Source organism: Agrobacterium sp. S7/73 (assembly GCF_019355535.1).
GTDB classification, from domain to species: domain Bacteria; phylum Pseudomonadota; class Alphaproteobacteria; order Rhizobiales; family Rhizobiaceae; genus Agrobacterium; species Agrobacterium tumefaciens.
This window is the reverse complement of sequence record NZ_CP072136.1, coordinates 2,712,540-2,737,570: the sequence shown is the minus strand read 5'-3', so window position 1 is coordinate 2,737,570 and position 25,031 is coordinate 2,712,540. Positions and strand designations below refer to the sequence as shown.

General features: G+C 66.0%; 31 protein-coding genes. 29 read left to right on the top strand and 2 right to left on the bottom strand.

Annotated features, from left to right (window positions below):
• Window positions 1-30 precede the first annotated feature (30 nt).
• Entirely contained in the window at window positions 31-966 is a 936-nt protein-coding gene (locus J5276_RS13635; RefSeq protein ID WP_209159334.1) for a DUF2493 domain-containing protein, read from the top strand.
• 6 nt (window positions 967-972) lie between these two features.
• On the opposite strand, the gene J5276_RS13630 is transcribed toward J5276_RS13635, so the two are convergent.
• The gene (locus tag J5276_RS13630; protein ID WP_209159335.1) at window positions 973-1,725 is read right to left on the bottom strand and encodes a hypothetical protein; all 753 of its coding nucleotides are present in this window, start codon (window positions 1,723-1,725) and stop codon (window positions 973-975) included.
• A 303-nt stretch (window positions 1,726-2,028) separates the two neighbouring features.
• On the opposite strand from J5276_RS13630, the gene J5276_RS13625 reads away from it, so the two are divergent.
• The 18 genes from J5276_RS13625 (at window position 2,029) to J5276_RS13545 (ending at window position 14,457) form a co-directional block, all read left to right on the top strand.
• On the top strand, window positions 2,029-2,196 hold the full coding sequence (locus J5276_RS13625; RefSeq protein WP_209159336.1) for a hypothetical protein: 168 nt from the start codon (window positions 2,029-2,031) through the stop codon (window positions 2,194-2,196).
• A gap of 144 nt (window positions 2,197-2,340) precedes the next feature.
• The gene (locus J5276_RS13620) at window positions 2,341-2,793 is read left to right on the top strand and encodes a hypothetical protein (RefSeq protein WP_209159371.1); all 453 of its coding nucleotides are present in this window, start codon (window positions 2,341-2,343) and stop codon (window positions 2,791-2,793) included.
• 577 nt (window positions 2,794-3,370) lie between these two features.
• Complete coding sequence (locus J5276_RS13615; RefSeq protein WP_031310163.1) at window positions 3,371-3,697, top strand: DUF736 domain-containing protein; 327 nt, start codon at window positions 3,371-3,373, stop codon at window positions 3,695-3,697.
• Between the two features lie 182 nt (window positions 3,698-3,879).
• On the top strand, window positions 3,880-4,122 hold the full coding sequence (locus J5276_RS13610) for a helix-turn-helix transcriptional regulator (protein WP_024021493.1): 243 nt from the start codon (window positions 3,880-3,882) through the stop codon (window positions 4,120-4,122).
• 120 nt (window positions 4,123-4,242) lie between these two features.
• The gene (locus tag J5276_RS13605; protein WP_188583632.1) at window positions 4,243-4,506 is read left to right on the top strand and encodes a DNA -binding domain-containing protein; all 264 of its coding nucleotides are present in this window, start codon (window positions 4,243-4,245) and stop codon (window positions 4,504-4,506) included.
• A 4-nt stretch (window positions 4,507-4,510) separates the two neighbouring features.
• Entirely contained in the window at window positions 4,511-4,939 is a 429-nt protein-coding gene (locus J5276_RS30365) for a transcriptional regulator domain-containing protein (protein WP_370647563.1), read from the top strand.
• Window positions 4,854-5,390, top strand: coding sequence for a DUF2285 domain-containing protein (locus J5276_RS13600; protein WP_255610169.1), 537 nt, complete (start codon window positions 4,854-4,856; stop codon window positions 5,388-5,390). The genes J5276_RS30365 and J5276_RS13600 overlap by 86 nt, the downstream gene beginning before the upstream one ends.
• Before the next feature lie 126 nt (window positions 5,391-5,516).
• Window positions 5,517-5,798 carry an AlpA family transcriptional regulator gene (locus J5276_RS13595; RefSeq protein WP_048648556.1) on the top strand — a complete coding sequence of 94 codons (282 nt, stop codon included), beginning with the start codon at window positions 5,517-5,519 and terminating at the stop codon, window positions 5,796-5,798.
• A gap of 11 nt (window positions 5,799-5,809) precedes the next feature.
• The gene (locus J5276_RS13590) at window positions 5,810-6,697 is read left to right on the top strand and encodes a replication initiator protein A (RefSeq protein ID WP_209159338.1); all 888 of its coding nucleotides are present in this window, start codon (window positions 5,810-5,812) and stop codon (window positions 6,695-6,697) included.
• A gap of 208 nt (window positions 6,698-6,905) precedes the next feature.
• Window positions 6,906-7,544 (top strand): ParA family partition ATPase, encoded by a 639-nt coding sequence (parA, locus tag J5276_RS13585; protein WP_209159339.1) that lies wholly within the window; start codon window positions 6,906-6,908, stop codon window positions 7,542-7,544.
• Window positions 7,541-7,792, top strand: coding sequence for a hypothetical protein (locus J5276_RS13580; RefSeq protein WP_137859490.1), 252 nt, complete (start codon window positions 7,541-7,543; stop codon window positions 7,790-7,792). The genes parA and J5276_RS13580 overlap by 4 nt, the downstream gene beginning before the upstream one ends.
• Window positions 7,792-8,310 (top strand): DUF2840 domain-containing protein, encoded by a 519-nt coding sequence (locus J5276_RS13575; protein ID WP_209159340.1) that lies wholly within the window; start codon window positions 7,792-7,794, stop codon window positions 8,308-8,310. The genes J5276_RS13580 and J5276_RS13575 overlap by 1 nt, the downstream gene beginning before the upstream one ends.
• Window positions 8,307-8,861 carry a S26 family signal peptidase gene (locus J5276_RS13570; protein WP_209159341.1) on the top strand — a complete coding sequence of 185 codons (555 nt, stop codon included), beginning with the start codon at window positions 8,307-8,309 and terminating at the stop codon, window positions 8,859-8,861. The genes J5276_RS13575 and J5276_RS13570 overlap by 4 nt, the downstream gene beginning before the upstream one ends.
• 44 nt (window positions 8,862-8,905) lie before the next feature.
• Complete coding sequence (locus tag J5276_RS13565) at window positions 8,906-9,253, top strand: DUF736 domain-containing protein (protein ID WP_209159342.1); 348 nt, start codon at window positions 8,906-8,908, stop codon at window positions 9,251-9,253.
• A gap of 3 nt (window positions 9,254-9,256) precedes the next feature.
• Window positions 9,257-10,018: a lytic transglycosylase domain-containing protein gene (locus tag J5276_RS13560; protein WP_209159343.1), complete on the top strand. Its 762-nt coding sequence runs from the start codon at window positions 9,257-9,259 to the stop codon at window positions 10,016-10,018.
• 244 nt (window positions 10,019-10,262) lie between these two features.
• On the top strand, window positions 10,263-12,002 hold the full coding sequence (locus J5276_RS13555; RefSeq protein WP_209159344.1) for a VirD2 family relaxase/mobilization nuclease: 1,740 nt from the start codon (window positions 10,263-10,265) through the stop codon (window positions 12,000-12,002).
• A gap of 25 nt (window positions 12,003-12,027) precedes the next feature.
• On the top strand, window positions 12,028-14,013 hold the full coding sequence (locus J5276_RS13550) for a conjugal transfer protein TraG (protein ID WP_209159345.1): 1,986 nt from the start codon (window positions 12,028-12,030) through the stop codon (window positions 14,011-14,013).
• 9 nt (window positions 14,014-14,022) lie between these two features.
• On the top strand, window positions 14,023-14,457 hold the full coding sequence (locus J5276_RS13545) for a CopG family transcriptional regulator (RefSeq protein WP_209159346.1): 435 nt from the start codon (window positions 14,023-14,025) through the stop codon (window positions 14,455-14,457).
• Between the two features lie 22 nt (window positions 14,458-14,479).
• On the opposite strand, the gene J5276_RS13540 is transcribed toward J5276_RS13545, so the two are convergent.
• A complete protein-coding gene (locus J5276_RS13540; RefSeq protein ID WP_219256695.1) occupies window positions 14,480-15,061 on the bottom strand; it encodes a hypothetical protein in 582 nt (193 codons plus the stop codon).
• Window positions 15,062-15,499: 438 nt separating this feature from the next.
• Here J5276_RS13540 and trbB point away from each other — a divergent pair, with 438 nt between their 5' ends.
• From trbB to J5276_RS13490, 10 genes are read left to right on the top strand one after another with little or no spacing between them, the layout of a single operon-like run.
• Complete coding sequence (gene trbB, locus J5276_RS13535) at window positions 15,500-16,483, top strand: P-type conjugative transfer ATPase TrbB (RefSeq protein WP_209159348.1); 984 nt, start codon at window positions 15,500-15,502, stop codon at window positions 16,481-16,483.
• Complete coding sequence (locus J5276_RS13530) at window positions 16,480-16,812, top strand: TrbC/VirB2 family protein (RefSeq protein WP_209159349.1); 333 nt, start codon at window positions 16,480-16,482, stop codon at window positions 16,810-16,812. Before trbB ends, J5276_RS13530 begins: the two co-directional genes overlap by 4 nt.
• Window positions 16,812-17,093: a VirB3 family type IV secretion system protein gene (locus J5276_RS13525; RefSeq protein WP_209159350.1), complete on the top strand. Its 282-nt coding sequence runs from the start codon at window positions 16,812-16,814 to the stop codon at window positions 17,091-17,093. The genes J5276_RS13530 and J5276_RS13525 overlap by 1 nt, the downstream gene beginning before the upstream one ends.
• An 11-nt stretch (window positions 17,094-17,104) precedes the next feature.
• A complete protein-coding gene (gene trbE, locus J5276_RS13520) occupies window positions 17,105-19,561 on the top strand; it encodes a conjugal transfer protein TrbE (RefSeq protein WP_209159351.1) in 2,457 nt (818 codons plus the stop codon).
• Window positions 19,558-20,328: a P-type conjugative transfer protein TrbJ gene (gene trbJ, locus J5276_RS13515; protein ID WP_209159352.1), complete on the top strand. Its 771-nt coding sequence runs from the start codon at window positions 19,558-19,560 to the stop codon at window positions 20,326-20,328. The genes trbE and trbJ overlap by 4 nt, the downstream gene beginning before the upstream one ends.
• Before the next feature lie 9 nt (window positions 20,329-20,337).
• Window positions 20,338-20,724: a putative entry exclusion protein TrbK-alt gene (gene trbK-alt / locus J5276_RS13510; protein WP_209159353.1), complete on the top strand. Its 387-nt coding sequence runs from the start codon at window positions 20,338-20,340 to the stop codon at window positions 20,722-20,724.
• Window positions 20,725-20,728: 4 nt separating this feature from the next.
• Window positions 20,729-22,084 (top strand): P-type conjugative transfer protein TrbL, encoded by a 1,356-nt coding sequence (trbL, locus tag J5276_RS13505; protein ID WP_209159354.1) that lies wholly within the window; start codon window positions 20,729-20,731, stop codon window positions 22,082-22,084.
• A complete protein-coding gene (gene trbF / locus J5276_RS13500; protein ID WP_209159355.1) occupies window positions 22,084-22,767 on the top strand; it encodes a conjugal transfer protein TrbF in 684 nt (227 codons plus the stop codon). Before trbL ends, trbF begins: the two co-directional genes overlap by 1 nt.
• Complete coding sequence (gene trbG / locus J5276_RS13495) at window positions 22,764-23,813, top strand: P-type conjugative transfer protein TrbG (RefSeq protein WP_209159356.1); 1,050 nt, start codon at window positions 22,764-22,766, stop codon at window positions 23,811-23,813. The genes trbF and trbG overlap by 4 nt, the downstream gene beginning before the upstream one ends.
• Window positions 23,810-25,030: a TrbI/VirB10 family protein gene (locus J5276_RS13490; RefSeq protein ID WP_209159357.1), complete on the top strand. Its 1,221-nt coding sequence runs from the start codon at window positions 23,810-23,812 to the stop codon at window positions 25,028-25,030. The genes trbG and J5276_RS13490 overlap by 4 nt, the downstream gene beginning before the upstream one ends.
• Window position 25,031: the final 1 nt, after the last annotated feature.

The window sequence follows — 25,031 nt, the reverse complement described above, 5'->3', positions numbered from 1 at the left end:
GGGTCGCGGTCGAACCGACGGAGCATCCCGATGAGCGAGCACAACGACTACGACGCTACCCAAGCCTCTTCACCCACCGCCCATATCCTCAGCGAACTCCAGCTCTACGGCTACCGTCCCTTCACGGATGAACCCGACCCCCGGCCGCTTCCGGAGGGCGACCAGGTCGCCGGCGCCATCGCCGACATCTTCGACGCCCTGATAGCCCCGCTGGAAGACACCCGCCTCGAGCCCGACCTCCACGATCTCCTCTGGTCGACGGTCAACGTCTTCCATCGGGCCACCGAACGGATCGAGCGCGAGTTGGACGACAATGAACAGGCGCAGCGCCGCGGCCAGCGCGAACAAGACGGCAGCGAAGTGAAGGCCGTCGAGCTGGAGCGCCTTACGGCCGAGGGCCAGACCATGATCGAACGGCGCAACGCCTTCGAGCTAATGCGCGACCAGGCCGCCGAGCACTACGAGCACCACACCGGATCGAACTGGCGACCGCGCAGCGGATCGATGGTCAACCATCGCAACCTGACCTCGGCGATGATCGACAGCCGCGATTTCCTCGCCGCCAAGAAGCGGGCTGACAATCAAGTGCTCCTGCCCGCCGGTCCTAAAATTGCCCTCACCGGCGGGCTCGACTTCAATGATCACCGCCTGATCTGGGCCAAACTCGATCAAGTCCACGCCAAGCACCCGGACATGGTGCTGTTGCACGGCAAGTCGCCGAAGGGCGCCGAGAAGATCGCCGCCAAATGGGCCGACACGCGCAAGGTGCCGCAGGTCGGCTTCGCCCCCGACTGGACGAAACACGCCAAGGCCGCACCGTTCAAGCGCAACGATCAGATGCTCGACGTCCTGCCGATCGGGGTCATCGTCTTCCCCGGCACCGGCATTCAGGACAATCTGGCCGACAAGGCGAGGAAGCTCGGCATCCCGGTCTTCGACTTTCGCCCGAAGGGAGGCGGCGCGTGAGCGCCGTCACCCCAGGTCGACGCCCCAGAACTTCAGCACCGCGAGCACTTCCTCCTTCGGGTAATGGAGGAATGCAGCATTCGCGAGGTCAGCCTTCAGCTTGCGCTTTCGCTTGGCAATCTCACGCTCGATCCGTTCCCCGAACGGCGCGGTCCCGGGCGGAAGCAGTCCAGGGCGCTCCGGGCAAGGCCAACTCTTCGGATAGCCTTCGGGAATCCAGCCGTTCTTGACCTTCTCATATTGCTCGGCAACCGATGGATGCTCGCAAGCCCAGCCATAAAGGTGGAAAGCGCAGACCCGCAGCATCGCCTTGATTTCAGGCATCGTGTCCGTGAAGCCTTTGAGCGGGGTCGGCAGCCACACCATATTGGCGACGCAGGAGAAGTAGCGCAGATCCTGGACGACGCTGCTTTGCTGAGCAAACGAGGGATCGTCGTATCCCCAGATGTGACACACGGTCCAGTTCTTCGGCTTCGGCGCCGCGACCCCCAGAGCCGCCACGAGTGCATTGAGCGCGGCGACATTGCCCTCGAACTTCTCAGCGGTGATCTTGGTCGCCTTTTTCGTGTTCGTGTACCGGCGCGACCACGCGGCGTCATAGAGAGGCCGGCCGCGAGCCGTATGCGGCGCCCATACCGGCAGACGCCGGAAAGTCTCCGGATTCACCCACCGGGCCGTACGCTCGATCAGTTCGACCACTGCCGGAAGATCATCTCGAAGGGCGTCGTTGCCGTCTGGTATGTGAAATCCGGATGCCATCGTTTGCTTGCGCCCTCCTGCCTTCCGACGCGGACGACCAGGACACGGCTCGAATCCAACGCAGTGAATTGCTGTGGGGCGATCCTAGCACCCGGTCGAAGCGAGAAACCATCCCCCGCTTCCATTGCGCTAATCCTTGGTCCAGCCGCTGGCCTGACGCCATCAACCCGTGAAGGGTCGGACTACGCAAAGCGTGCCGCCGCTCCAGCTTCGCCTTCGCGGTGATTGCGGCCATCGGCCGGACACATCGGGCGCCTGTCGCGCGAAAGATGGTCTCCCGCCTCCAAGACAGGAGCCGGTCATATGTCTCTCAATCAAGCTCACGCCTTCGCCTTCAGCCTCGCCGCCACCCTCATGGTCTCGATCGTCATCTTCCGGGCCGGGGACGGCACCATGGGCGTCATGCCCGCAGGCGAATATGACGGCGAAGCCGCCGCCATCGTTCACGAGATCGACCCCTTCTCCCGCTAGTCGCGGGCAAGGCGACAGGGCCGCAAGCGGCAGTCCCGCGGGATTTCCGCTCCCGTCCTGCCTTCTCTTCGGCTATACTATCAATGCGCCGTGGTGGTGGTGGTGGCGCGACCGTCAGACCTTTATCTCACGGAGAACACCACCATGGTCTTCATCGGCATCCTCTCCGGCATCCTCTCCGGCATCGCGGCGATCGGCGTCCTGTGCTGGCTTCTATTCACACTAGCTGTCTTCGCGCTGCCGTTTTTCGCGGGCGTCAGCGCCGGGACTTGGGCCTATAGCAGCGGCGCTGGTTGGCTCGGAGCGATCCTCGTCGGCCTCGCCGCCGCCGCAGTGACGCTCGGCCTCGGCCAGTTCCTGCTCGCTTTCATCCGTCCGCTCTGGATACGGCTCACGATCGCACTCGCCTTCGTCGCGCCCGCGGCGCTCGCCGGCTACCACGCGACGCATGGCATCGTGAAACACACCATGCCCTCCGACATCTGGCAGCTCATCTTCTCAGTTATCGGCGCAATCGCCGTTGGCGTCACGGCGCTGATCCGGGTGACGGCCATGGGCACGCCCGGGCCAACCGGGCAGACCATCGTGCGAACCTGACATCGGTGCAGGCGGCGGCGGGATGGTCAATTGATGTCTTGGCGGTCATGCCTTCCATGTCGCGAGGCTGGTTTGCAATCGCGCTGACCGGATCGACGGCTAACCCAACCGATGCGCCATGCCATCGGTGACGGCGCCGGTGGCAATGCCGTGACAGCGCGCAGACGGTGCGAGTGCCGGGAGGGGGCGATCTCGTGGGCGACGGGCAGGAATCGGCGGTACGTAGCGTCTGGCGGAGCTGGTTTGACCCGCGGTGTCAGACGTCGCTACGGGTCCATCGGTCGGTATGGTCGCCACGTTCTCCTGTGATGCGTCTCTGTCATATCGACCGCTCCAAAACGGCCTCTTCAATGGGCTGATCTGGCCGAAGGTCGGCTGCGCCTCGATCGCCTATGCCGCAACAGCGGCGTCGAAACTTTCTTCCCCTGCCGGCTGCGCCGTCATTCCTCGCGAGGCAAGAAAGCCTCTCCTTTGCTGTCAGGCCCCTGCGGGGTGCGCCGCCAATCGCCTCCGGCCTCTCGATCGCCATCGAGGCCGCAATGGTGCGGGCTCGGAACAGCGTTCAAGGAGAACTACCATGGCGACCATCGGCACCTTCAAGAAGACCGGCAACAACGAGTTCACCGGCGAAATCGTCACCCTCAGCGTCCAGACCAAGAATGTCCGCATCGTCCCCGAGGCTCGCGCCACCGGCGAGAACGCCCCCAGCCACCGCGTGTTCGTCGGCCGCGCCGAGATCGGCGCCGCCTGGTCCAAGACCTCCAACGAAGGGCGTGCCTATCTGGGCCTGAAGCTCGACGATCCCAGCTTCAACGCCCCGATCTACGCTAACCTCTTCGACGACGAGGAAGGCGAGACCCTCTCGCTCATCTGGTCCCGTCCCAACGGGCGCCGGGGCGACTGAGGCCCCCCGCGAGGCCCCGACCGGAAGGCCGGGGCCTCGGCTTTGCTGCGACCGAATCAGTTGCGATCTCGGCGGCCTGACAGAGAGCAAATAAGCACTTCCGACTGGAATACGCTGCCAAGAACGACTATTATAGTCGTAGTTTTGGCGTACGCGTAGGTCCGTGTGGGAGGTGATCATGCATGATCACCGCCCGACAGTTTCGGGCCGCACGTGCGTTGCTGGGTTGGACACAGGAGACGCTCGCTGACAAGGCCCGGGTCTCATTGACCGCGCTCAAACGCCTCGAATCCACCAGTGGCCTCGAGGTTTTTGAGAGCACGCGCGATGAGGTGAGACGGGCTTTCGAACGCGCCGGCATTGTCTTCCTGAACTCCGATCAGGGCAAGGGAGTGCTGCTCGTTGATGCGAAGAAGGAAACCTGACGTTCGACAGGTCGCGGCGTTGCAAATTCGTCTCGCGTCAAGGTCATGCGTTATCATTCCGATCAAATCACGGTTAACAATATCCTCCAGTTTGGATACATCTCGCCATCGGGGGATGTTGTGACCAAAGACGATTTTCTCGACCAGCCGCCGGCTGGGGCGGCATTGACCGCCTATGACGAGGCGCATCTGAAGCTGTACGTTCGGCTGCTGGATGCCGACGCTGAAAAAGCCGACTGGCGCGAAGTCGTCGAAGTCCTCTTCGGCCTCGATGCCAAGGCCGAACCGGAACGCGCTCAGCGCATCTACACCAGTCATCTCGACCGCGCGAAATGGATGACGAAGAGCGGTTTTTGCGAGTTGCTCCAGGGCCGCCTGCACTGAGGTGATGCGTAAACCGCATCACGTTGCGGCCACTTCGTTCTTCCCGCGCCCCGTTCAACCCGGAATCGTATCCACTGCAAAACTCGCGTTGCACAACCTTACGCGGAGGCAGTGGAGAATGTCCGAGGATGAAAGTTGGCGGTCTGAAGCCGCTTATGACTATATCGAGAAGTTGACGCCCAGCGATCTCGCCTGGGAGTTCCTGCGTCGCAACCCTGAATACAGAAAATCCTATCAGGAACTGGTAGCCGTCGGGCGGTTGACCGAGGATGTCGCGGGCGAGTTCGCCGAGCAATGGGGTTTGCGATTTCGTCGCCGACCCTCGCAACTCGGCGCTCGTCCAGCCGATCTTCTGGACCCCGCAAACCGATCCCGCGACACTGCCGTTCACCGTCGGACCGAACCCGGCGGGACATCTCCGCCTCCGCGTTGAGGATCTGCACGCCCACGCCATCATCAAGCATGATCCTGGTCTGATCCGGCTCGTACTGCGCGGCGACCCCCACGACGTCGCCCTGACCGGCGTCGATGATGCCCGCCCCCTTGGCGCGTTCATCATATTCGATGAACTGACGCCCGACCGACTGACCGCGGTTGAACGCCTCTGGCACGCGATGTTCGGCAAGCGCGTGCCGCCCGATCCACGCCTGACGCCACAAAGACGTCAGCGCGCCCGCCAGATGCTGCGCGCGATCGACGCGCGCGAGAGCGGCGCGATCTACCGCACCGTCGCCGAGCATCTCTTCCCCCAGCACAAGATTGACGCAGCATCCTGGGTAGGCGACCCGATCCGGGAGATCACCATCCGTCTCGCCCGCGACGGCATGAAGCTCGTTCGCGGCGGCTATCGGACATTGCTGCGCCGCCCACGCCGGGATCGCTGATACCCGCTCGCGTGTCGATTTTAGCATCTTACTTCGACATCGTCCGGGGCGCCGTCTTCGCGCCACCGTGCTCGCAACCCGCCGCTTATTCGAAGCGGCCGCCCGCGAGACCACGGAGGTGCGATCATGGCCGAAAGAGCCGCCAATTTACCGCCACGCTACCTGAGAACGCAGGAGGCGGCGCGCTTCCTCGGCCTTTCCGAACGCACCCTTGAGAAGCATCGGACCTACGGGACCGGTCCGATCTACCGCAAGCTCGGCGGCCGCGTGGTCTATTCCGTCGACGACCTTCAGGCCTGGGCGGATCGCGGTCTCGTCACCTCCACGTCCGATCCGCGGGGCGGCACTGTTTTACCGGCCAAGCGCCAAACAGCCTCGACCGCCGCCGGCGGACGCTTCCCGCGCTGAGACGACCGGCCATGTCGTCCCGCCACACCCAATACGATGAGCGCGCCCAACTCGATCTGTTTCGGGCGCTGCCCGGCGATCTCGCGCCGCGCGATGCGCAGGACCTCATGGCCTACCCGTTCTTTTCGCTCGCCAAGTCGAAGCGTCTGGCGCCGATAGACTTCAAGGCCGGCTCGGTGAAGATCCGTGTCGAAGCGGTGCCGGAACATGGCATGGCGACGATCTGGGACGCGGACGTCCTCATCTGGGCTGCCTCGCAGATCGTCGAGGCGCGCGATGTCGGCTTGCGCCCATCGCGCCTGATGGCGACCACCCCCTATGAAATCCTGAACTTCATCGGCCGCGGCGTATCGCTGCGCGACTACGACCGCCTGAAGGCGGCACTCGACCGATTGCAGTCGACCACGGTCGCGACCTCGATCCGCCAGCCGACCGAACGGCGGATGCACCGCTTCTCCTGGATCAACGAATGGAAGGAGCGCGCCGACCATCGAGGCCGGCCGCTCGGTCTCGAACTGATCCTCCCCGACTGGTTCTATGGCGCGGTGCTTGACGATGCGCTCGTGCTGACGATCGACCGCAAATACTTCGATCTCACTGGTGGCCTGGAGCGCTGGCTTTACCGCCTCGTGCGCAAGCACGGCGGCAAACAGGAGTTCGGTTGGAGTTTCGACTTCCCGCACCTCCACGCGAAATCCGGCAGTCTCTCTCCACTTAAGCACTTCGCCTACGACCTGCGCGACATCGTCCGCCGCCAGCCGCTGCCCGGCTACCGCCTGACCATCGAGCAATGCCTCGGCGGTCCCGAAATCTTGTCCTTCGCACCCACCGATCCCGACGCGCTCGGCATCCCGCGCCGCCGTCGCCGCTCGTTAACTCGCCCTGGGGATAAGCTGTGAATAGTCTCGTGCTATCAGGGACCGGCACTATCGTGCCATCGGGGACCGGACTCTCGTGCTATCGGGGACCGGAATCGCCGATTCATCGCGCTGAATCAGTCGCTTGCGAGCCCTGTAACTTATCTAACCTAGATTCCTTCGGAATCTCTCTAACGGAACCCGCTTTTTCGCGCCGTGTGGACGAGTCCCCGTTTCCCGGGAGACCCGCATGATCGTCGCGCTCCTCAACCAGAAGGGCGGCGTCGGCAAGACGACGCTGGCGCTGCATCTCGCCGGCGAATGGGCTCGGCGTGGACAGCGCGTCACGCTGATTGACGCCGATCCGCAGGGCTCGGCGCTGGACTGGTCGCAGCAGCGCAGCCGGGAGGGATTAGAGCGGCTGTTCGGTGTTGTCGGCCTGGCGCGCGACACCCTGCATCGCGAAGCGCCGGAACTGGCGCGCAACGTCGATCATGTCGTCATCGACGGACCGCCGCGTGTCGCCGGTCTGATGCGCTCGGCGCTGCTCGCCGCCGATCTCGTGCTGATCCCGGTGCAGCCGTCGCCGCTCGATGGCTGGGCCTCGGCCGAGATGCTGGCGCTACTCGGCGAAGCGCGCATCTACCGCCCGCAGCTTGCCGCTCGCTTCGTGCTGAACCGCTGCGCGGCGCGCACGGTGTTGGCGCGCGAAACCGCAGAGACACTCGCGGATCATGATCCGCCATTACTCGCGACGACAATCGGCCAGCGCATCGTCTTTGCTGATGTCGTGCAGACCGGTCGGATCGCCGCCGAGCATGACGAGGATTGTCCGGGCGCGCGCGAGATCGCCGCGCTCGCGGCCGAAATCGCGAGGATCGGCGCATGAGCGAACGATCCCCCAAGCGCGGCTTCGCATCCCGGCCTGGCGATCCGGAGAGCTGGATCAAAGCGACCGATCGCCAGACGCAGCGCCCGCAACTCGCCGACGACTTCTCGGCCAGGCTGACCATCGACGTGACCGCCGACATGCGCGGGCGGATCAAGATCGCGGCCTTCCAGCGCGGCCAGACCGTCGCAGACATGCTGCGCGCGCTGTTCGAGCGTGAATTCCCACCATCCCAAGGAGACGACTGATGACCGGCCTTGCCGCCGCATCCGCGCGCGCCGGCCGCGCTCTTCACGCGCCGCCGGAATATCTCACCCAGATCGAACTCGTCTGGATCGAGAAGCAGACGGAGCACTGGATCCGCTTCGGCCGCGAGGTGCGCGAACAGGTCCTCGACCGTCGCCGCCGCATCCTCTTCTTCCCTCCCGGCACGACCTTCGCGCTGGTGCGCTGGGCCTCGAACGAGCATGGCACCGTGCTCTCCCGCCTCGACATTCTGCGCGCGGTCGGTGCCGACGAACCCTGCCAGACGATCCCAACCGTGAAGCCTGGCGGCGACGTCCTGCTGCGCGTCGATGGCTGGCCGAAGGTGGAGCGCATGCTCCAGCTCATCGACGCGATCGAGGCGATCGGCATCGATCCCGTCGATGTCTCGCCGGATTACTGGCGACACGTTCACAACCGCCTGGCCGTCGGCGAGACGCCGCGCGGCTACACGATGCAGCGCCACCGCGCCTTCCTCCTGGCGCGGAGGATGGGCGCATGACCCGGCTCGGCTACGCCATCACGACCACCGCCGCAGCGTCGTTGCTCGGCATCCTGTCCTTCGTATCCTTCGTATCCTTCGCACCGAAGCTGATCTGGAACGCGTCGGCCAGCACGCCGATCGGGCTCTACGCCATCGAAGCCGACCAGTCCCCGGACGTCACCGATTTGGTCGCCGTGAATGCGCCCGAGCCGCTCGCGAGCTTCCTCGCCGATGGCGGCTACCTGCCGCGTGGCGTGCCGCTGCTGAAGCGCGTCGCCGCGCTCCCGGAACAGCGGGTTTGCCGCACCGGGCTCGCCATCACCGTCGACGGCGTGCCGATGGGCGACGCTCTCGACCACGATCGTCGCGGCCGTCCGCTCCCGATCTGGCAGGGCTGCCGATTGGTCGCGAATGGCGAGCTGTTCCTGATGAACTGGCAGGTCCGCGACAGCCTCGACGGTCGCTATTTCGGCCCGCTTCCGGCCACCGCTGTGATCGGCCGGGCCACCCCTCTCTACACCGACGAGGACGGCGATGGCCGCTTCGTCTGGCGCGCGCCGACGCGGTGACGGCGCGCCCATGACCAGTCCACCGCATCTGAAGGAGACGACCCATGCCCGTGATCGGTCAATTCATGCGCGAGAATGATGGCTTCATCGGCCACCTGACGACGCTGTCGCTGCATCAGGACATCATCATCGTCGCGGCCGAGCCGGCCGAAGCCGAGAACGCGCCGGACTACCGCGTACATTTGCTCGACACCATGAGCAACGAGACCGGCGCGGAGATCGGCGCGGGCTGGAAACGTACCGGCGAGAAGGCCGGCGAATACGTCTCGCTGCAGCTCGACGATCCGACCTTCGAACATCCGATCCGCGCCAACCTGTTCCAGTCGGCCGACGACAAATCCGCCTGGGGCCTGCACTGGAATCGCCCGCCGAAGCGCGGCGAGCGGGACTGAACGATGCCCGCCGCGCCCCTTCAGCCTGTCGTCCGAGGAAGGATCACCCTCCGACGTGCAGCCCTCCTTCTCCTTTCCGGCCTGATCCTCGCCGCACCGGGGGCCAACCCGGCCGGCGCACAGCAGGCGCCCGCCGAGCGGCCGTCGCCCAGTGATCCCTATGGCGCTTTCATCACCGAGGCCGCGCAGAGGTTCGGCGTCCCAGAAGCATGGATTCGCGCCGTCATGCGTGTCGAAAGCGCTGGCGACGTGCGCGCCATCTCGTCGGCGGGCGCGATGGGCCTGATGCAGATCATGCCCGCCACATGGGCCGACCTGCGCGTCCGCCATCGGCTCGGCGGCAACCCCTACGATCCGCGCGACAATATTCTGGCGGGCGCCGCCTATCTGCGCGAAATGCACGACCGCTACGGATCGCCCGGCTTCCTGGCGGCCTACAATGCCGGTCCCGGCCGCTACGAAGAGTTTCTCGCCGGTCGACCATTGCCGGCCGAAACGCGCGCCTATGTCGCGACGCTCGCCCCCATTGTCGGTGGCGGTGAACTCGCCGGCCCTGTCGTGGTAGCGGCCGCCGATCCGCTCGCCTGGACGCGCGCGCCGCTCTTCGTGGTGCAGTCGTCTGGCAGTGGACCTGCCGCGCCAGCGCAGTCCGAAGGTGCGCCCGGTGACGTCACCGCGGCTACACCGGCGCGCGATCAAGGCCCGGCGGCTTCGCGCACCGATGGCCTTTTCGTTGCGCGCCATGTGCCTGGTGGCCCGCGATGACCGCGTTCGCACCCGTTCGCATTGTGGCGTGCTCTGGCGGGCAAATGGCGGTCCGGAGAGGGGGAGCAGTCAGCACAACCGCACGATGGCGAGATAAAAGCGCGCGAGGTGCGGCTTGGTGCGGTCGTGTCTTTTCAGGGGCTTACAGAGCATTTGCGCGAGGTGCGCCTGATCGGTGCAGCCTGCGCTCTCGCAATTTATTCGGGATTTTCCTCGGCTTTGCGCGATGTGCGGGGCTTCGGCCATGAGCGGAGAGGACGATTTCCGCATCCGGCCTGGCCGCATCCGCTCCACCCGGGCTCAAGCGGCGCGGCCTTTCATTGCGCAAGCGCTGGCGGCCGCGCAACGCGCCGGCGGCAGCGTCTCGCGCTCCGGCAAGATCAGCTCGGGCAACCGCTCGCGGTTCGGGCGTGGTCAGCGCGCGACCGTGCAGGCCAACCGGCTGCTGACCAGCCGATCACGCAACACGGTCATTAAGACCCGCGTTGTCCGCCATACGGCGCGGGCCGCGCCGCTTTCCGACCACCTCAGCTATCTTCGTCGCGAGGGCGTCACCCGGGATGGCGAGAAGGCCCACCTGTTCGGCCCCGAGACCGAGGACGCCGATCCGAAGGCCTTCGCCGAGCGCACCCAGGACGACCGGCATCACTTCCGCTTCATCGTGTCGCCCGAGGACGCGACCGAGATGTCCGACCTCAAGACCTATGCCCGCGAGCTGATGCGGCAGATGGGGAAAGACCTCGGCACCAAGCTCGACTGGGTCGGCGTTGATCACTGGAACACCGACAATCCGCATGTCCATATCATCCTGCGGGGGCGGACCGACGACGGCCAGGACCTCGTCATCTCCCGCGACTACATCAAGGAAGGCATGCGCGCCCGCGCGCAGGATCTCGTCACCCAGGAGCTGGGGCCGCGCACGGATCACGAGATCCGCCGCAATCTCGAACGGCAGATCGAGGCGGAGCGCTGGACCAATCTCGATCGCCAGCTCGCCCGCGACAGCTATCGCACCGGCGTCGTCGATCTCGCTCCGCACCCGGACCGCCAGCCCGACGAATTCCACGCGATGAAGGTCGGCCGGCTGGGCAAGCTGGAGACGCTCGGCCTCGCCGATCAGATCGGACCGGGCCAATGGGTCGTGTCCGAGAATGCCGAGGCGACGCTGCGCGCGCTCGGCGAGCGTGGCGACATCATCAAGCGCATCCACCGCGGCCTGACGGAACGCGGCATCGAGCGTGGCGCCGCGAGCTATGTGCTCGCCGGCGAGAGCCTCAACGATCCTATCGTTGGTCGGCTCGTTGATCGTGGTCTCGACGATGAGCTGAAGGGCACGGCCTATGCCGTGGTCGACGGCACGGACGGGCGCACCCACCACATCAAACTTCCCGACCTCGATGCCGCTGGCGACAGCGCGCAAGGCTCGATCGTCGAGCTGCGCAAGTTCGATGACGCGCAGGGTCGGCGCCGCGTGGCGCTCGCCGTCCGCTCCGATCTCGACATCGAACGGCAGGTCAGTGCGGCCGGCGCTACGTGGCTCGACCGGCAGGCGATCGCCCGCGATCCCGTCGCGCTTGGAGGTGGCGGCTTCGGCGCGGAGGTGCGTCAGGCGATGGACCGGCGTGCCGACCATCTCGTCAGCCGGGGCCTCGCCGAGCGGCAGTCGCGCGGTGTCAGTTTTGCGCCGGGGCTGATCGACCAGTTGCGCCAGCGTGAGGTGGAAGCTCTGGGCGAGAAGCTTGCCGCCGAAACCGGGCGTCCGTTCACAAAGGCCGGAACGGGCGAGTATGTGGCGGGCACTTACCGGCAGCGCTTCGCGCTCGCCTCGGGCCGCTTCGCCATGATCGACGACGGCCTCGGCTTCCAGCTCGTGCCCTGGTCTCCGTCCCTCGAACGCCAGCTCGGTCAGCACGTCTCAGGCGTATCGCGCGGCCCCGGCGGCGTCGACTGGAGCTTCGGCCGCAATCGCGGCCTCGGCATGTAGCCCAATCAAGAAAGGAGTGCCCGCCATGTCGGCGACGAAAATCCTCTGGGGCCAGATCCTCACCGTCTTCCTGATCGTGCTGATGACGACCTGGGGCGCGACACAATGGACGGCCTACCGGCTCGGCTTCCAGCCACAGCTCGGGCAGCCCTGGTTCGAGCTGGCGGGCTGGCCGATCTACTATCCGCCGGCCTTCTTCTGGTGGTGGTATTTCTACGACGCCTACGCCCCGCCGATCTTCATCGAGGGCGCCTATATCGCCGCGTCGGGCGGCTTCATCTCCATCGCAGTTGCCATTGGCATGTCCGTGTGGCGGGCACGCGAAGCGAAGAACGTGGAGACCTACGGCTCGGCCCGCTGGGCGCGGCCGGAAGAGGTGAAGGCCGCCGGCCTCCTCGGTCCCGACGGCGTCGTCCTCGGCATGCATGAGCGCGAGTATCTTCGCCATGACGGTCCGGAGCATGTCCTGTGTTTCGCGCCAACACGTTCCGGCAAGGGCGTGGGCCTGGTCGTGCCCTCGCTCCTGACCTGGCCGGGCTCGGCGATCGTTCACGACATCAAGGGCGAGAACTGGACGCTGACCGCCGGCTATCGCGCCCGGCACGGCCGCGTGCTGTTGTTCGATCCGACCAATGCCAAGTCGGCAGCCTATAATCCGCTGCTCGAGGTGCGCCGCGGCGAATGGGAAGTCCGTGACGTGCAGAACATCGCCGACATCCTGGTCGACCCGGAAGGTTCGCTCGAAAAGCGGAACCACTGGGAGAAGACGTCGCACGCGCTTCTGGTCGGCGCGATCCTGCACGTCCTCTATGCCGAGGCCGACAAGACCTTGGCCGGCGTCGCCGCCTTCCTGTCGGATCCGAAGCGCCCGATCGAGTCGACCCTCGCGGCGATGATGAAGACCGCACATCTCGGCGAGGCCGGTCCGCACCCGGTAATCGCCAGCGCGGCCCGCGAGTTGCTCAACAAATCGGACAACGAGCGGTCCGGCGTGCTGTCCACCGCGATGTCGTTTCTGGGTCTGTATCGCGATCCCGTCGTCGCCGAGGTGACGCGCCGCTGCGACTGGCGCATCGCCGACATGGTCGGTGGCAAGCATCCGACCACCCTCTACCTCGTTGTGCCGCCCTCCGACATCAACCGGACCAAGCCGCTGATCCGCCTGATCCTCAATCAGGTCGGGCGTCGGTTGACCGAGGATTTGCAGGCGAAGGGCAACCGCTATCGGCTGCTGCTCATGCTCGACGAGTTTCCCGCGCTCGGCCGCCTCGACTTCTTCGAGAGCGCCCTGGCGTTCATGGCGGGTTACGGCCTGAAAGCATTCCTCATCGCGCAGTCGCTGAACCAGATCGAAAAGGCCTATGGCCCCAACAACTCGATCCTCGACAACTGCCACGTCCGGGTCAGCTTCGCGACCAATGACGAGCGTACCGCCAAACGCGTTTCCGATGCGCTCGGCACCGCCACCGAGATGAAGGCGATGAAGAACTATGCCGGTCACCGCCTCTCGCCCTGGCTCGGCCACTTGATGGTGTCGCGCTCGGAGACCGCCCGGCAATTGCTGACGCCCGGCGAGATCATGCAGCTCCCGCCCTCCGACGAGATCGTCATGGTTGCCGGCATTCCGCCGATACGCGCGAAGAAGGCCCGCTACTATGAGGATCTGCGGTTTCAGGAGCGCATCCTGACGCCGCCCGGCCTGACCAAACCCGCGAGCGCAAGAGCAGACGATTGGAGCACGCTGGCTTTGCCCGAACGGCCGGTGCTGGATAGGCCCGTCGCCGTGGACGACGTGGCCGATGACGATCCGACGGATTCAGAGCGCCGGCATCAGCCCGAGCTGAGCCGCACCAAGACCGTTGAGCGAAAGCCCGTCATCGAAAACGAATTCGAGATCGATTCCCGTGATGACGTCGACGAAGATGCCGCCCGCCTCAGCCGCATGACGCAAACGATGCGCCAGGTCGCGCGCCAAGCCTCGCTCGATCCGGGCGACGGCATCGAATTGTAGGAGGCGCCCGTGAGCAAGCAGCCGAAGAAGCAGCGCCTTTCCGTCTATCTCGATCCGGACGTGATGAAAGCGCTGGCGGCTCATGCAGCACGACGCGATCTATCGTTGTCGCTGGTTGCCGAGGCCGGTATCGCCTCTTTCCTCTCACCAGATGCCGCGGAACGGCAGGAAGCCGCGACAACAAAGCGGCTCGATCAGCTCGACCGCCGCATGGCGCGCATGGAGCGCGATGTCGGCATATCGGTCGAAACGCTCGCCGTGTTCATCCGCTTCTGGCTGACCTCTAATCCGCCGCTCCCGGAGCCGGCTCAGGTCGCGGCACGCGCCAAGGCGGCGGAGCGCTACGAAGCGTTCGTGACCGCGCTCGGCCGGCGACTCGCGCAGGGACCACAACTCAGACAGGAGATCTCCGAGGACATTGACGCCGCTGATGACCAACGATGACGCCGTATCGTGATTTCGCGGCTCAACTAGCTGCTAGTTGTTGGGCTTCCTTCCTCAACACGTCGAAGGCTTCAGCATAACTATCCGCTGCATTCATCCACGCCGGCGGGTTCGATGCGATATGGCGCCAAATCGCGAGATCGTCGCCCGTCCTGATGCCGTGCCGCACATTCTGAAGAAAGTACGTCTCGTAGCCACCGGCCTGTTTCATCCATGCCTCGGCGACAGACTCCGCGCCAGGCTGGCTGGTCTCTGGATCGGTGGCAGTGGCCAACACGATATCGAGTTCGATGGGCTTCCCGTCCAAATCGTTCGGCCACGGAATATCAAACTCGCCATCGGCGGTTACGACCGACAGTGCTTTACCGCCACTACCTTTGAAGCGCTCGCTCCAATCCGACGCCAGCCGCTCGCGCGCGCCGGCATTTCCAAACAAAACACCAACGCTTCCCCACCCAGCGGCAATTTTACCGACCTTCGAGTCTGGAGCCTCCGCCTTCCAGAGCGCGCGCGCTTCTTCCACCAAATCATCGATGCTTTCGACGTCGCGCTTGCAAGGCACTAGGCGGGCGAAACCTGACGGCTCTTCCTGACGAAACGTCATCGTGAAAGTGCCGCCGCGTTTTACTGATTTCCGTCCGTAATATATCGGTGCCCGGACCAAACCGGACATTTCCATTGTAAGGCGATCACGTCGCCACTCAGCTCGCCCGGCGGTGTCGGCATCCCAAAACAATGAGCCAATGATCAGAATTCCACACTTCATCGACACCCGCGCTACCGTTAGCAATTATTTCATTGAGCTAGCTTCGATGCATACCAAATAGGCTGCGCTTAGATAAGCGTGGCGCAGCCAGTATTCCTCGGTACGCGAGATTCATCTAGCCACGGCCTTGGGAGAACGACCCCGCCGTTTCCCTGTCTTTGTACGCCACACTACGACGGCCACATGATGGTTGTTGTCAGACCATAATTTCTGCCTCTTTTACTCATCCCCGATCCAGGGCCGCGTGTCGCGGTCCCGCAAGAGAACGGGGACGACGTGGCGGCAAATCACCAGAAATCGGAAGCGATCCTACGCGGCGCGCGCATGCTGCGCACCGCGCTCGGCCCCGCCATCGCCCGGTTTCTGGAAGACCCCGCGATCGTCGAGGTGATGCTCAACCCCGATGGGCGGCTCTGGGTCGACCGTCTTTCAGAAGGGCTTTCGGACACAGGTGAGCTGCTGTCGCCGTCGGACGGCGAGCGGATTATCCGTCTGGTCGCGCACCATGTCGGTGCCGAGGTCCATCCCGGCGCTCCGCGCGTCTCGGCCGAGCTGCCCGAAACGGGGGAGCGGTTCGAGGGGCTGTTGCCCCCCGTCGTGTCCTCTCCGGCCTTCGCAATCCGCAAGCCTGCCGTGGCGGTGTTCACGCTCGACGACTACGTCGCCGCCGGCATCATGGCAGCGGGCCAGGCCGAGATGCTGCGCCAGGCCGTGGCGGATCGGCGCAACATTCTCGTCGCCGGCGGCACCTCGACCGGCAAGACCACCCTCACCAATGCGCTGCTGGCCGAAGTCTCGAAGACCTCGGACCGCGTCGTCCTGATCGAGGACACCCGCGAGCTGCAATGCGCGGCGCCCAATCTCGTCGCCATGCGGACCAAGGACGGCGTCGCCTCGCTCTCCGATCTCGTCCGGTCATCGCTGCGCCTGCGCCCCGACCGCATTCCGATCGGCGAGGTGCGCGGCTCGGAAGCGCTCGACCTGCTGAAGGCCTGGGGCACCGGCCACCCCGGCGGCGTGGGGACCATCCACGCCGGCACCGCCATCGGCGCGCTGCGCCGCATGGAGCAGCTCATCCAGGAAGCCGTCGTCACCGTCCCGCGCGCGCTGATCGCCGAGACGATCGACCTGGTCGCAGTGCTCTCCGGCCGCGGCTCTTCACGCCGCCTCGCCGAACTCGCCCGCATCCAGGGCCTCGGCCCCGACGGCGACTACCGCGTCACCCCCGCAAGCCAGCCCCTCACAGGAGACCCGTCATGATCAAGCATGCTTTGCGCATTCGCCGCCACATCGCCACGGCGGTGTCCGTCACCTTCCTGACGCTCGCCCTCGCGCCGGCCGCCCATGCGTCCGGTTCGTCCATGCCTTGGGAAGCGCCGCTTCAGTCGATCCTCGAATCGATCGAGGGGCCGGTCGCCAAGATCATCGCCGTGATGATCATCATCATCACCGGCCTGACGCTCGCCTTCGGCGATACGTCGGGCGGCGCTCGCCGCCTGATCCAGATCGTGTTCGGCCTGTCGATCGCCTTCGCCGCGTCGAGCTTCTTCCTGTCGTTCTTCTCGTTCGGCGGCGGGGCGCTCGTCTGATGGCCGAGGGCGCGGATCATAGCGGCGAGGTTCCGGGCTTTTCCGTGTCCGTCCACCGGGCGCTGACCGAGCACATCCTGCTCGGCGGCGCCCCGCGCTCGATCGCCATCCTCAACGGCACGCTGGCGGCCGCGCTCGGCCTCGGCCTTCGTCTCTGGCTGGTCGGTCTTGGCCTCTGGGCTCTCGGCCACTTTGCTGCCGTCTGGGCAGCCAAGCGCGACCCGCAGTTCGTCGACGTCGTGCGCAAGCATCTGCGCATCCCCGGTCACCTGTCGGTCTGAGGAGCGGCGCGATGATGAACCTTGCCGAGTACCGCAACCGCAACACCCGGCTCGCAGATTTCCTGCCCTGGGCCGCGCTCGCCGGCGAAGGCGTCGTCCTCAACAAGGATGGCAGCCTGCAGCGCACCGCGCGCTTCCGTGGCCCAGATCTCGACAGCGCCGTGCCGGCCGAGCTGGTCGCCGTCGCCGGCCGGTTGAACAATGCCTTCCGTCGCCTCGGCTCCGGCTGGGCCATCTTCGTCGAGGCGCAGCGCCATGGCGCCGCGACCTATCCGGCTAGCATGTTCGCCGACAGCGCTTCCGCGCTGGTCGACGCCGAACGCAAAGCCGACTTCGAGGAAGCCGGCGCGCATTTCGAATCCAGCTACTTCCTCACCTTCCTGTACCTGCCGCCGGCCGAGGACGCGGCCCGCGCCGAGACCTGGCTCTACGAGGGCCGCGATCACACCGGTGTCGATGCGCACGAGATCCTGCGCGGCTTCATCAATCGCACCGACCGCATTCTGAACCTCATCGACGCCTTCATGCCGGAATGCGCCTGGCTCGATGATGCCGAGACACTCACATACCTGCACTCGACCATCTCGACGAAGCGGCACCGCGTCCGTGTTCCCGAGACGCCGATGTATCTCGACGCGCTGCTGGCCGATCAGCCACTCACCGGCGGGCTCGAGCCGTGCCTCGGCGACACGAACCTGCGCATCCTCTCCATCGTCGGTTTCCCGTCCGCGACCACGCCCGGCATCCTCGACGAGCTCAATCGGCTCGCCTTTCCCTATCGCTGGTCTACCCGGGCCATCCTGCTCGACAAGACCGACGCCACCAAGCTGCTGACCAAGATCCGCCGGCAGTGGTTCGCCAAGCGCAAATCCATCGCCGCCATCCTCAAGGAGATCATGACCAACGAGGCCTCGGCGCTCGTCGACACCGACGCGGCCAACAAGGCGGCCGACGCCGACATGGCGCTGCAGGAGCTGGGCGCCGACTATGCCGGCCAGGCCTATGTGACGGCGACGATCACGGTCTGGGACGATGACCCCCGCATTGCCGCCGAGAAGCTGCGGCTGGTGGAGAAGGTCATCCAGGGGCGCGACTTCACGGCGATGGCCGAGACCATCAATGCCGTGGATGCGTGGCTGGGCTCGCTGCCTGGTCACGTCTACGCCAATGTCCGCCAGCCGCCCATCAGCACTTTGAATCTCGCCCACATGATCCCGCTGTCGGCGGTGTGGGCGGGACCGGAACGGGACGAGCACTTCGAAGCACCCCCACTGCTTTACGGCAGAACGGAGGGCTCGACCCCGTTCCGGCTTTCCATCCATGTCGGCGACGTCGGCCATACGCTGATCGTCGGGCCGACCGGCGCTGGCAAGTCCGTGCTGCTGGCTCTCATGGCGCTTCAATTCCGGCGCTATGCACAATCCCAGGTCTTCGCCTTCGATTTCGGCGGATCGATCCGCGCCGCCGCACTCGCCATGCGCGGCGATTGGCATGATCTCGGCGGCGGATTGACCGACGGCGCCGATGACAGCGTTTCGCTCCAGCCGCTGGCCCGCATCGACGACATCGCCGAGCGCGCCTGGGCCTCCGACTGGCTGATCGCGATCCTCTCCCGCGAGAGCGTACCAGTCACGCCGGAGGTCAAGGAGCATCTCTGGTCGGCGTTATCCTCGCTGTCGTCCGCGCCCGTCGCGGAGCGTACGCTCACGGGCCTGTCCGTCCTGCTCCAGTCCAATGACCTGAAGCAGGCGCTGCGACCCTATTGTGTCGGCGGTCCCTATGGCCGGCTGCTCGACGCCGAGTCCGAACATCTCGGCGAGGCGAATGTCCAGGCCTTCGAGACCGAGGGCCTGATCGGCACCGGCGCCGCCGCCGCCGTGCTCGCCTATCTCTTCCACCGCATCGAGGACCGCCTCGACGGACGGCCGACGCTCCTGATCGTCGATGAAGGCTGGCTTGCTCTCGACGACGAAGGGTTCGCCGGCCAGCTCCGCGAATGGCTGAAGACGCTGCGCAAGAAGAACGCCAGCGTCATCTTCGCCACCCAGTCGCTGTCCGACATAGACGGCTCGGCGATCGCACCGGCCATCATCGAGAGCTGCCAGACGCGCATCCTGCTCCCCAACGAGCGCGCGATCGAGCCGCAGATCACGGCCATCTACCGCCGCTTCGGTCTCAACGATCGCCAGATCGAGATCCTCGCGCGGGCCATGCCCAAGCGCGACTATTACTGCCAGTCGCGGCGGGGCAATCGCCTGTTCGAGCTGGGCCTATCGGACGTGGCCCTGGCTCTGTGCGCGGCCTCGTCGAAACAGCACCAGGCGATGATCGCCGACGTTCATGCCCGCAGCGGCACGGACGGGTTCCTGCGCGAGTGGCTCGCGGCGAACCGACTCGACTGGGCTGCCGACCTCATCGCCGGCCTCACCAATGTCATCCCGCAAAACCAACCGGAGGTACGTCCATGATCCGTTCCCTTCAAAGCCGCGCGCGCACTCTGCGCATGACGGCCGCAATTCTTGCGGCCCCTCTTGCTCTGTCTCCCGTCCTCACGCCGCCCGCCGCCGCGCAGTGGATCGTCTACGACCCGACTAACTATGCGCAAAACGTGCTGACGGCGGCGCGCACGCTCCAGCAGGTCAATCAGCAGATCACCCAGCTTCAGAACGAAGCGACCATGCTGATCAATCAGGCTCGCAACCTGGCGAGCTTGCCGTACTCCTCGCTCCAGCAGCTTCAGCAGTCCGTCCAGCGCACGCAGCAGCTTCTGCAACAGGCGCAGGGCATCGCCCTGAACGTCCAGCAGATCGACCGCGCGTTCCAGACCACCTATGGCAATGCGTCGATGTCCGCGTCGGATCAGGCGCTCGTCACGCAGGCGCGCGAGCGCTGGCAAAACACCGTCGGCGGCTTGCAGGACGCCATGCGCGTGCAGGCCGGCGTCGTCGGCAACATCGACACCAATCGCAGCGAGATGTCGGCGCTGGTCGGCCAGAGCCAGGGTGCGACGGGCGCGTTGCAGGCGACGCAGGCCGGCAATCAGCTTCTCGCCCTGCAGGCCCAGCAGCTCGCGGACCTCACCGCCGTCGTCGCTGCCAATGGCCGCGCCCAGAGCCTGTCCGAGGCCGAGCGGGCGGCAGCGGCCGAGCAAGGGCGCGAGCAGCGCCGCCGCTTCCTGACGCCGGGCAGCGGCTACCAACCCGGCAACGCCCGCATGTTCCCTAACGGCAACTGAGGCACGGCGATGGACGGGAAGATGCTCGCTCGCCTCGGCGCCGTCGTGTTCGTCGCGGTCGCGATCACCGCGACGGCTATCGAGATGACCCGGAAAGAGGAAGCGCCTGAGACCTGGCCGTCTGGCCGCGCCGCGGAGACGCCGGCCGATCCCCTGCGGGACGCATTGATCCGCTGCCAGGCGCTCGGCGAAGAGGGGCCGCACGATCCGGAATGCCGCCGTGCCTGGGCGGAGAACCGCCAGCGCTTCCTCGCGCCAGGCGCCCGTCCCGCCGAGCGGTTGCCGGACATGCCGCCCGCACCGCGCGATCGCCTTACCCCTCCATCCCAGCGGACCGACGTGCCGACCGCGACACCCTCCGCACCGAGCAATCCGCAGCTCGACGAGGCGCGATAGCATCATGGGCGGCACCGGCGTCATCGACCATTTCCTCGAGGTCTTCACCCGCTACATCGACAGTGGGTTCGGGCTGCTCAGCGGCGAAGTCGCCTTCATCGCCACGACGCTGATCGTCATCGACGTGACGCTCGCAGCGCTGTTCTGGAGCTGGGGCGCCGATGACGACATCATGGCGCGGCTGGTCAAGAAGACCCTGTTCGTCGGCGTCTTCGCCTACATCATCGGCAACTGGAACAACCTCGCCCGGATCGTCTTCGAAAGCTTCGCCGGCCTCGGTCTGAAGGCGAGCGGCACCGGCTTCTCGACCGCTGACCTCATGCGTCCCGGAAAGGTCGCCCAGACCGGCCTCGACGCTCGCCGGCCGCTGCTCGATTCCATCTCCAGCCTGATGGGCTACTGGTCGTTCTTTGAGAACTTCATCCAGATCGCCTGCATGTTCCTCGCTTGGGCGCTGGTCCTGCTCGCCTTCTTCATCCTCGCCATCCAGCTCTTCGTCACGCTCATCGAATTCAAGCTGACGACGCTCGCCGGCTTTGTGCTGATTCCCTTCGGCCTCTTCGGCAAGTCCGCCTTCATGGCGGAGCGCGTGCTCGGCAACGTCATCTCGTCCGGCATCAAGGTGCTGGTGCTCGCCGTCATCATCGGCATCGGCTCGACGCTATTTTCCGAGTTCACCGCTGGCTTTGGCGGCGCCACGCCCTCGATCGACGAGGCGATGGCGATCGTCCTCGCCGCACTGTCGCTGCTCGGCCTCGGCATCTTCGGACCCGGCATCGCGAGCGGCATCGTCTCGGGCGGTCCCCAGCTCAGCGCCGGCGCAGCCGTTGGAACGGGTCTCGCCGCAGGCGGCATGGTTGCGCTCGGCGCTGGCGCCGTCGGCGCGGCCGCCTCCGGTGGCGCGGCTTTGGCTGGAGGTGCAGCGGCCGCCGCTCGCGGCGGCGCAGCCGTCGCGGGAGGCGTATCGACTGCCTACAGCCTCGGCGCAGCCGGACAGTCCGGCGCGGCCGGCGTCGCATCCGGCCTCGGCGGCATTGCTCGTGCAGGCGGCAGTGCCGCCGTCTCACCGCTACGCCGCGCCGCATCGCGTGCGGCCGATAGCATGAAGTCCAGCTTCAACGCCGGCGGCAAAGCGGCATTCGAAGCCACGGGCGGCTCATCCACCACGGGCTCGATCGGCGGTGATGCTGCCGGCGACGGCGCGGCGCCTGCGAGTGCTGGCGGTCCTCCCGCCTGGGCGCAGCGGATGCGTCGCACCCAGCACATGACCCACGCCGTCCAGGCTACGGCCCACGCCGTTCGCTCCGGCGACCCGCATGGCGGCGGCTCTTCCGTCAATCTTTCCGAAGGCGACCGCTGATGTTCAAACGACCCTCCACCCATTACGGCAAAGCACCCGAGCCGGAGACGCCGTATCAACGCGCGGCCCAGGTCTGGGACGAGCGCATCGGCGCCTCGCGCATCCAAGCCAAGAACTGGCGGCTGATGGCCTTCGGCTCGTTGGTTCTCTCCGCCGGGTTCGCCACCGCGCTCGTCGTTCAATCGGCGCGCGGAACCATCGTACCGTGGGTGGTTCAGGTCGATCGGCTCGGTCAGGCCCAGGCGGTCGCACCCGCCGAGGCGGATTACCGCCCGACCGATCCGCAGATCGCCTTCCACCTCGCGCGCTTCATCGAACAGGTCCGCAGCATTCCCGCCGACGCGATCATCGTGCGTCAGAACTGGCTCCGGGCCTACGATTTCACGACCGATCGCGGCGCGATGGCGCTGAACGACTACGCGCGCTCGAACGACCCGTTCACGCGGGTCGGCCGCCAGCAGGTTGCGGTGGACGTGTCCAGCGTCATCCGCGCCTCTCCGGACAGTTTCCGCGTCGCCTGGGTCGAGCGACGCTATGAGAACGGCCAGCTCGCCGAGACCACGCGCTGGACCGCGATCCTGACGATCGTCGTGCAGGTCCCCAGAAACGCCGATCGGCTCAGGGCGAACCCGCTCGGCATCTACGTGAACGCCATCAACTGGTCACGGGAGCTTGGGCAATGAAGCCGTCTTTCCGTAAAGCCGGAAACCCGGCTTCGCACACACGCGCGTTCCCGGCTCTGCGGAGAGCCGCGATCCCGATGGTTCTGCTGGCGACAACCGCGCTCGCCGGCTGCGCCACCACCAACCCGCCGCCCGAGATCTCCTACGACAACGCGGCTCCCGCCGTGCAGGCGGTCGATCCGCCAGCGCCGGTCACCGTGGTCGAGCTGCCGCGACCGCTCCCGCTGCCTGGCCAGTTGCAACGTGTGGAGCCTTCGCGGCGCACACCCGAGGCCGCTGACCCGACCGCGCGGGTGAACCAGGCCAATGCCGCCGCGCGCATCCAGCCCGTGCGCGACGGCTTCATCAATTCGATGCAGGTTTACCCCTTCACGCAAGGGGCGCTCTATCAGGTCTATACGGCCGTCGGACAGATCACCGACATTGCCTTGCAGCCCGGTGAGCAGCTCGTCGGCTCCGGCCCCGTCGCGGCGGGCGATACGGTGCGCTGGATCATCGGCGACACCGAGAGCGGATCGGGGGCGACGCGCCAAATCCATATCCTCGTGAAGCCGACCCGCCCCGACCTGATGACGAACCTCGTCATCAACACCAACCTGCGCACCTATCACATGGAGCTGCGCTCGACCGAGCGGACCTATATGGCCTCCGTCTCCTGGCAGTATCCGCAGGACCAGCTCATCGCGCTGCGCCGGCAGAACGCCGAGGCGCAAGTCGCCCAGCCGGTGGCAAGCGGCGTCGACCTCGCCAACGTCAACTTCCGCTACGCGATCGAAGGCGACCGCGCCCCTTGGAGGCCGCTGCGCGCCTTTGACGACGGCCGCCAGGTCTTCATCGAATTCCCACGCGGTATTGGCCAGGGGGAGATGCCGCCGCTGTTCGTGGTTGGTCCCGAGGGTAACACCTCGGAACTGGTGAACTACCGGGTTCGCGGCCATCACATGATTGTCGATAGGCTCTTCGCCGCCGCCGAGTTGCGGTACGGCTCCGGCGATCGCCAGAAGCGCGTTCGGATCGTGCGCACCGATGGGAGACCGGCGTCGTGAGCGAGACGGAGCCCCGGAATGAGGAAGTGCCGGACGATGACGCGCAGCCGCTGACCGGCGAGCCGGCCAGCGCCGCGCCGATGCGGCTGCGCGCGGAGCCGCCGCGCGTGACCCGGTTATCTCGAAAGGTTCTCGCAGGCGTCGGTCTGGTCGCCAGCGTCGGGCTCGGCGGCGCCCTGATCTACGCGCTCCAGACCCGAGACGGCGGCCGTCCGAACGAGGAACTCTATTCGACGGAAAACCGCTCGACCGCCGATGGGCTGGCCGGTCTCCCACGCGATTACAGCGGAGTGCCGCGCCTGGGTCCGCCGCTGCCGGGCGATCTCGGTCGCCCCATCGTCAGCGCCCAGGATCGTGGACAGCCTGTGCCGACGCCGAATGTCGCCACCCCGAATCCCGGCATCAGCCCGGAGGAACAGCGCAGGCTGCAGGAGATCGAAACGGCGCGGACGAGCAGACTCTTCTCCGGGACCGAGACCCGCGCCGGAGCGGGAACACCATCAACCGCTATCGCACCTCCGCCGGTGCCCGACCTGGCCAGCCTCGGCCTAATGCCTCCTCCGGCGACACCTTCTGCGCAGGACCGTCAGAACGCCTTCCTCAATGCGGCCGCCGATCGGCGCACCGTCGCCGCCGATAGAGTCGCCGCACCGGCGTCGCCGAATATCCTGCAAGCGGGCGCCGTCATATCGGCGGCCCTGATCACCGGGATCCGGTCCGATCTTCCGGGCCAGATCACCGCGCAGGTCACCGAGAACATCTATGACAGCCCGACCGGCCGCATCCTTCTCGTCCCGCAGGGAACGCGTGTCATCGGCCAGTACGACAACAATGTGCAGTTTGGGCAGAGCCGCGTACTGCTTGTCTGGAATCGGCTGATCTTTCCGAACGGCCGCTCGATCGTTCTCGAGCGTCAGCCTGGCGCTGACGCTGAGGGTTACGCCGGCTTGCAGGATGGCGTCGATTACCATTGGTGGGATCTTGCCAAAGCTGCCGGGCTTTCAACGCTGCTCAGCGTTGGCGCCGAACTCGCCGTAGACAATGATGATCGCCTCATCCAGGCGATCCGCAATGGTGGCCAGGACACCATCAATGACGCCGGCCAGCAGATCGTCAGACGTCAGCTCAACGTTGCGCCCACGCTGACGATACGACCGGGCTTCCCGGTTCGGGTCATCGTCACGCGCGATCTCGTTCTCGAACCCTACGGAGGTTGAT

Coding starts and splice junctions, on each gene's coding strand:
- J5276_RS13635 (WP_209159334.1), top strand. CDS start 31: ATGAGCGAGCACAACGACTACGACGCTACCCAAGCCTCTTCACCCACC.
- J5276_RS13630 (WP_209159335.1), bottom strand. CDS start 1,725: ATGGCATCCGGATTTCACATACCAGACGGCAACGACGCCCTTCGAGAT.
- J5276_RS13625 (WP_209159336.1), top strand. CDS start 2,029: ATGTCTCTCAATCAAGCTCACGCCTTCGCCTTCAGCCTCGCCGCCACC.
- J5276_RS13620 (WP_209159371.1), top strand. CDS start 2,341: ATGGTCTTCATCGGCATCCTCTCCGGCATCCTCTCCGGCATCGCGGCG.
- J5276_RS13615 (WP_031310163.1), top strand. CDS start 3,371: ATGGCGACCATCGGCACCTTCAAGAAGACCGGCAACAACGAGTTCACC.
- J5276_RS13610 (WP_024021493.1), top strand. CDS start 3,880: ATGATCACCGCCCGACAGTTTCGGGCCGCACGTGCGTTGCTGGGTTGG.
- J5276_RS30365 (WP_370647563.1), top strand. CDS start 4,511: ATGCGTAAACCGCATCACGTTGCGGCCACTTCGTTCTTCCCGCGCCCC.
- J5276_RS13595 (WP_048648556.1), top strand. CDS start 5,517: ATGGCCGAAAGAGCCGCCAATTTACCGCCACGCTACCTGAGAACGCAG.
- J5276_RS13590 (WP_209159338.1), top strand. CDS start 5,810: ATGTCGTCCCGCCACACCCAATACGATGAGCGCGCCCAACTCGATCTG.
- parA (WP_209159339.1), top strand. CDS start 6,906: ATGATCGTCGCGCTCCTCAACCAGAAGGGCGGCGTCGGCAAGACGACG.
- J5276_RS13580 (WP_137859490.1), top strand. CDS start 7,541: ATGAGCGAACGATCCCCCAAGCGCGGCTTCGCATCCCGGCCTGGCGAT.
- J5276_RS13575 (WP_209159340.1), top strand. CDS start 7,792: ATGACCGGCCTTGCCGCCGCATCCGCGCGCGCCGGCCGCGCTCTTCAC.
- J5276_RS13570 (WP_209159341.1), top strand. CDS start 8,307: ATGACCCGGCTCGGCTACGCCATCACGACCACCGCCGCAGCGTCGTTG.
- J5276_RS13565 (WP_209159342.1), top strand. CDS start 8,906: ATGCCCGTGATCGGTCAATTCATGCGCGAGAATGATGGCTTCATCGGC.
- J5276_RS13560 (WP_209159343.1), top strand. CDS start 9,257: ATGCCCGCCGCGCCCCTTCAGCCTGTCGTCCGAGGAAGGATCACCCTC.
- J5276_RS13555 (WP_209159344.1), top strand. CDS start 10,263: ATGAGCGGAGAGGACGATTTCCGCATCCGGCCTGGCCGCATCCGCTCC.
- J5276_RS13550 (WP_209159345.1), top strand. CDS start 12,028: ATGTCGGCGACGAAAATCCTCTGGGGCCAGATCCTCACCGTCTTCCTG.
- J5276_RS13540 (WP_219256695.1), bottom strand. CDS start 15,061: ATGACGTTTCGTCAGGAAGAGCCGTCAGGTTTCGCCCGCCTAGTGCCT.
- J5276_RS13530 (WP_209159349.1), top strand. CDS start 16,480: ATGATCAAGCATGCTTTGCGCATTCGCCGCCACATCGCCACGGCGGTG.
- J5276_RS13525 (WP_209159350.1), top strand. CDS start 16,812: ATGGCCGAGGGCGCGGATCATAGCGGCGAGGTTCCGGGCTTTTCCGTG.
- trbE (WP_209159351.1), top strand. CDS start 17,105: ATGATGAACCTTGCCGAGTACCGCAACCGCAACACCCGGCTCGCAGAT.
- trbJ (WP_209159352.1), top strand. CDS start 19,558: ATGATCCGTTCCCTTCAAAGCCGCGCGCGCACTCTGCGCATGACGGCC.
- trbK-alt (WP_209159353.1), top strand. CDS start 20,338: ATGGACGGGAAGATGCTCGCTCGCCTCGGCGCCGTCGTGTTCGTCGCG.
- trbL (WP_209159354.1), top strand. CDS start 20,729: ATGGGCGGCACCGGCGTCATCGACCATTTCCTCGAGGTCTTCACCCGC.
- trbF (WP_209159355.1), top strand. CDS start 22,084: ATGTTCAAACGACCCTCCACCCATTACGGCAAAGCACCCGAGCCGGAG.
- trbG (WP_209159356.1), top strand. CDS start 22,764: ATGAAGCCGTCTTTCCGTAAAGCCGGAAACCCGGCTTCGCACACACGC.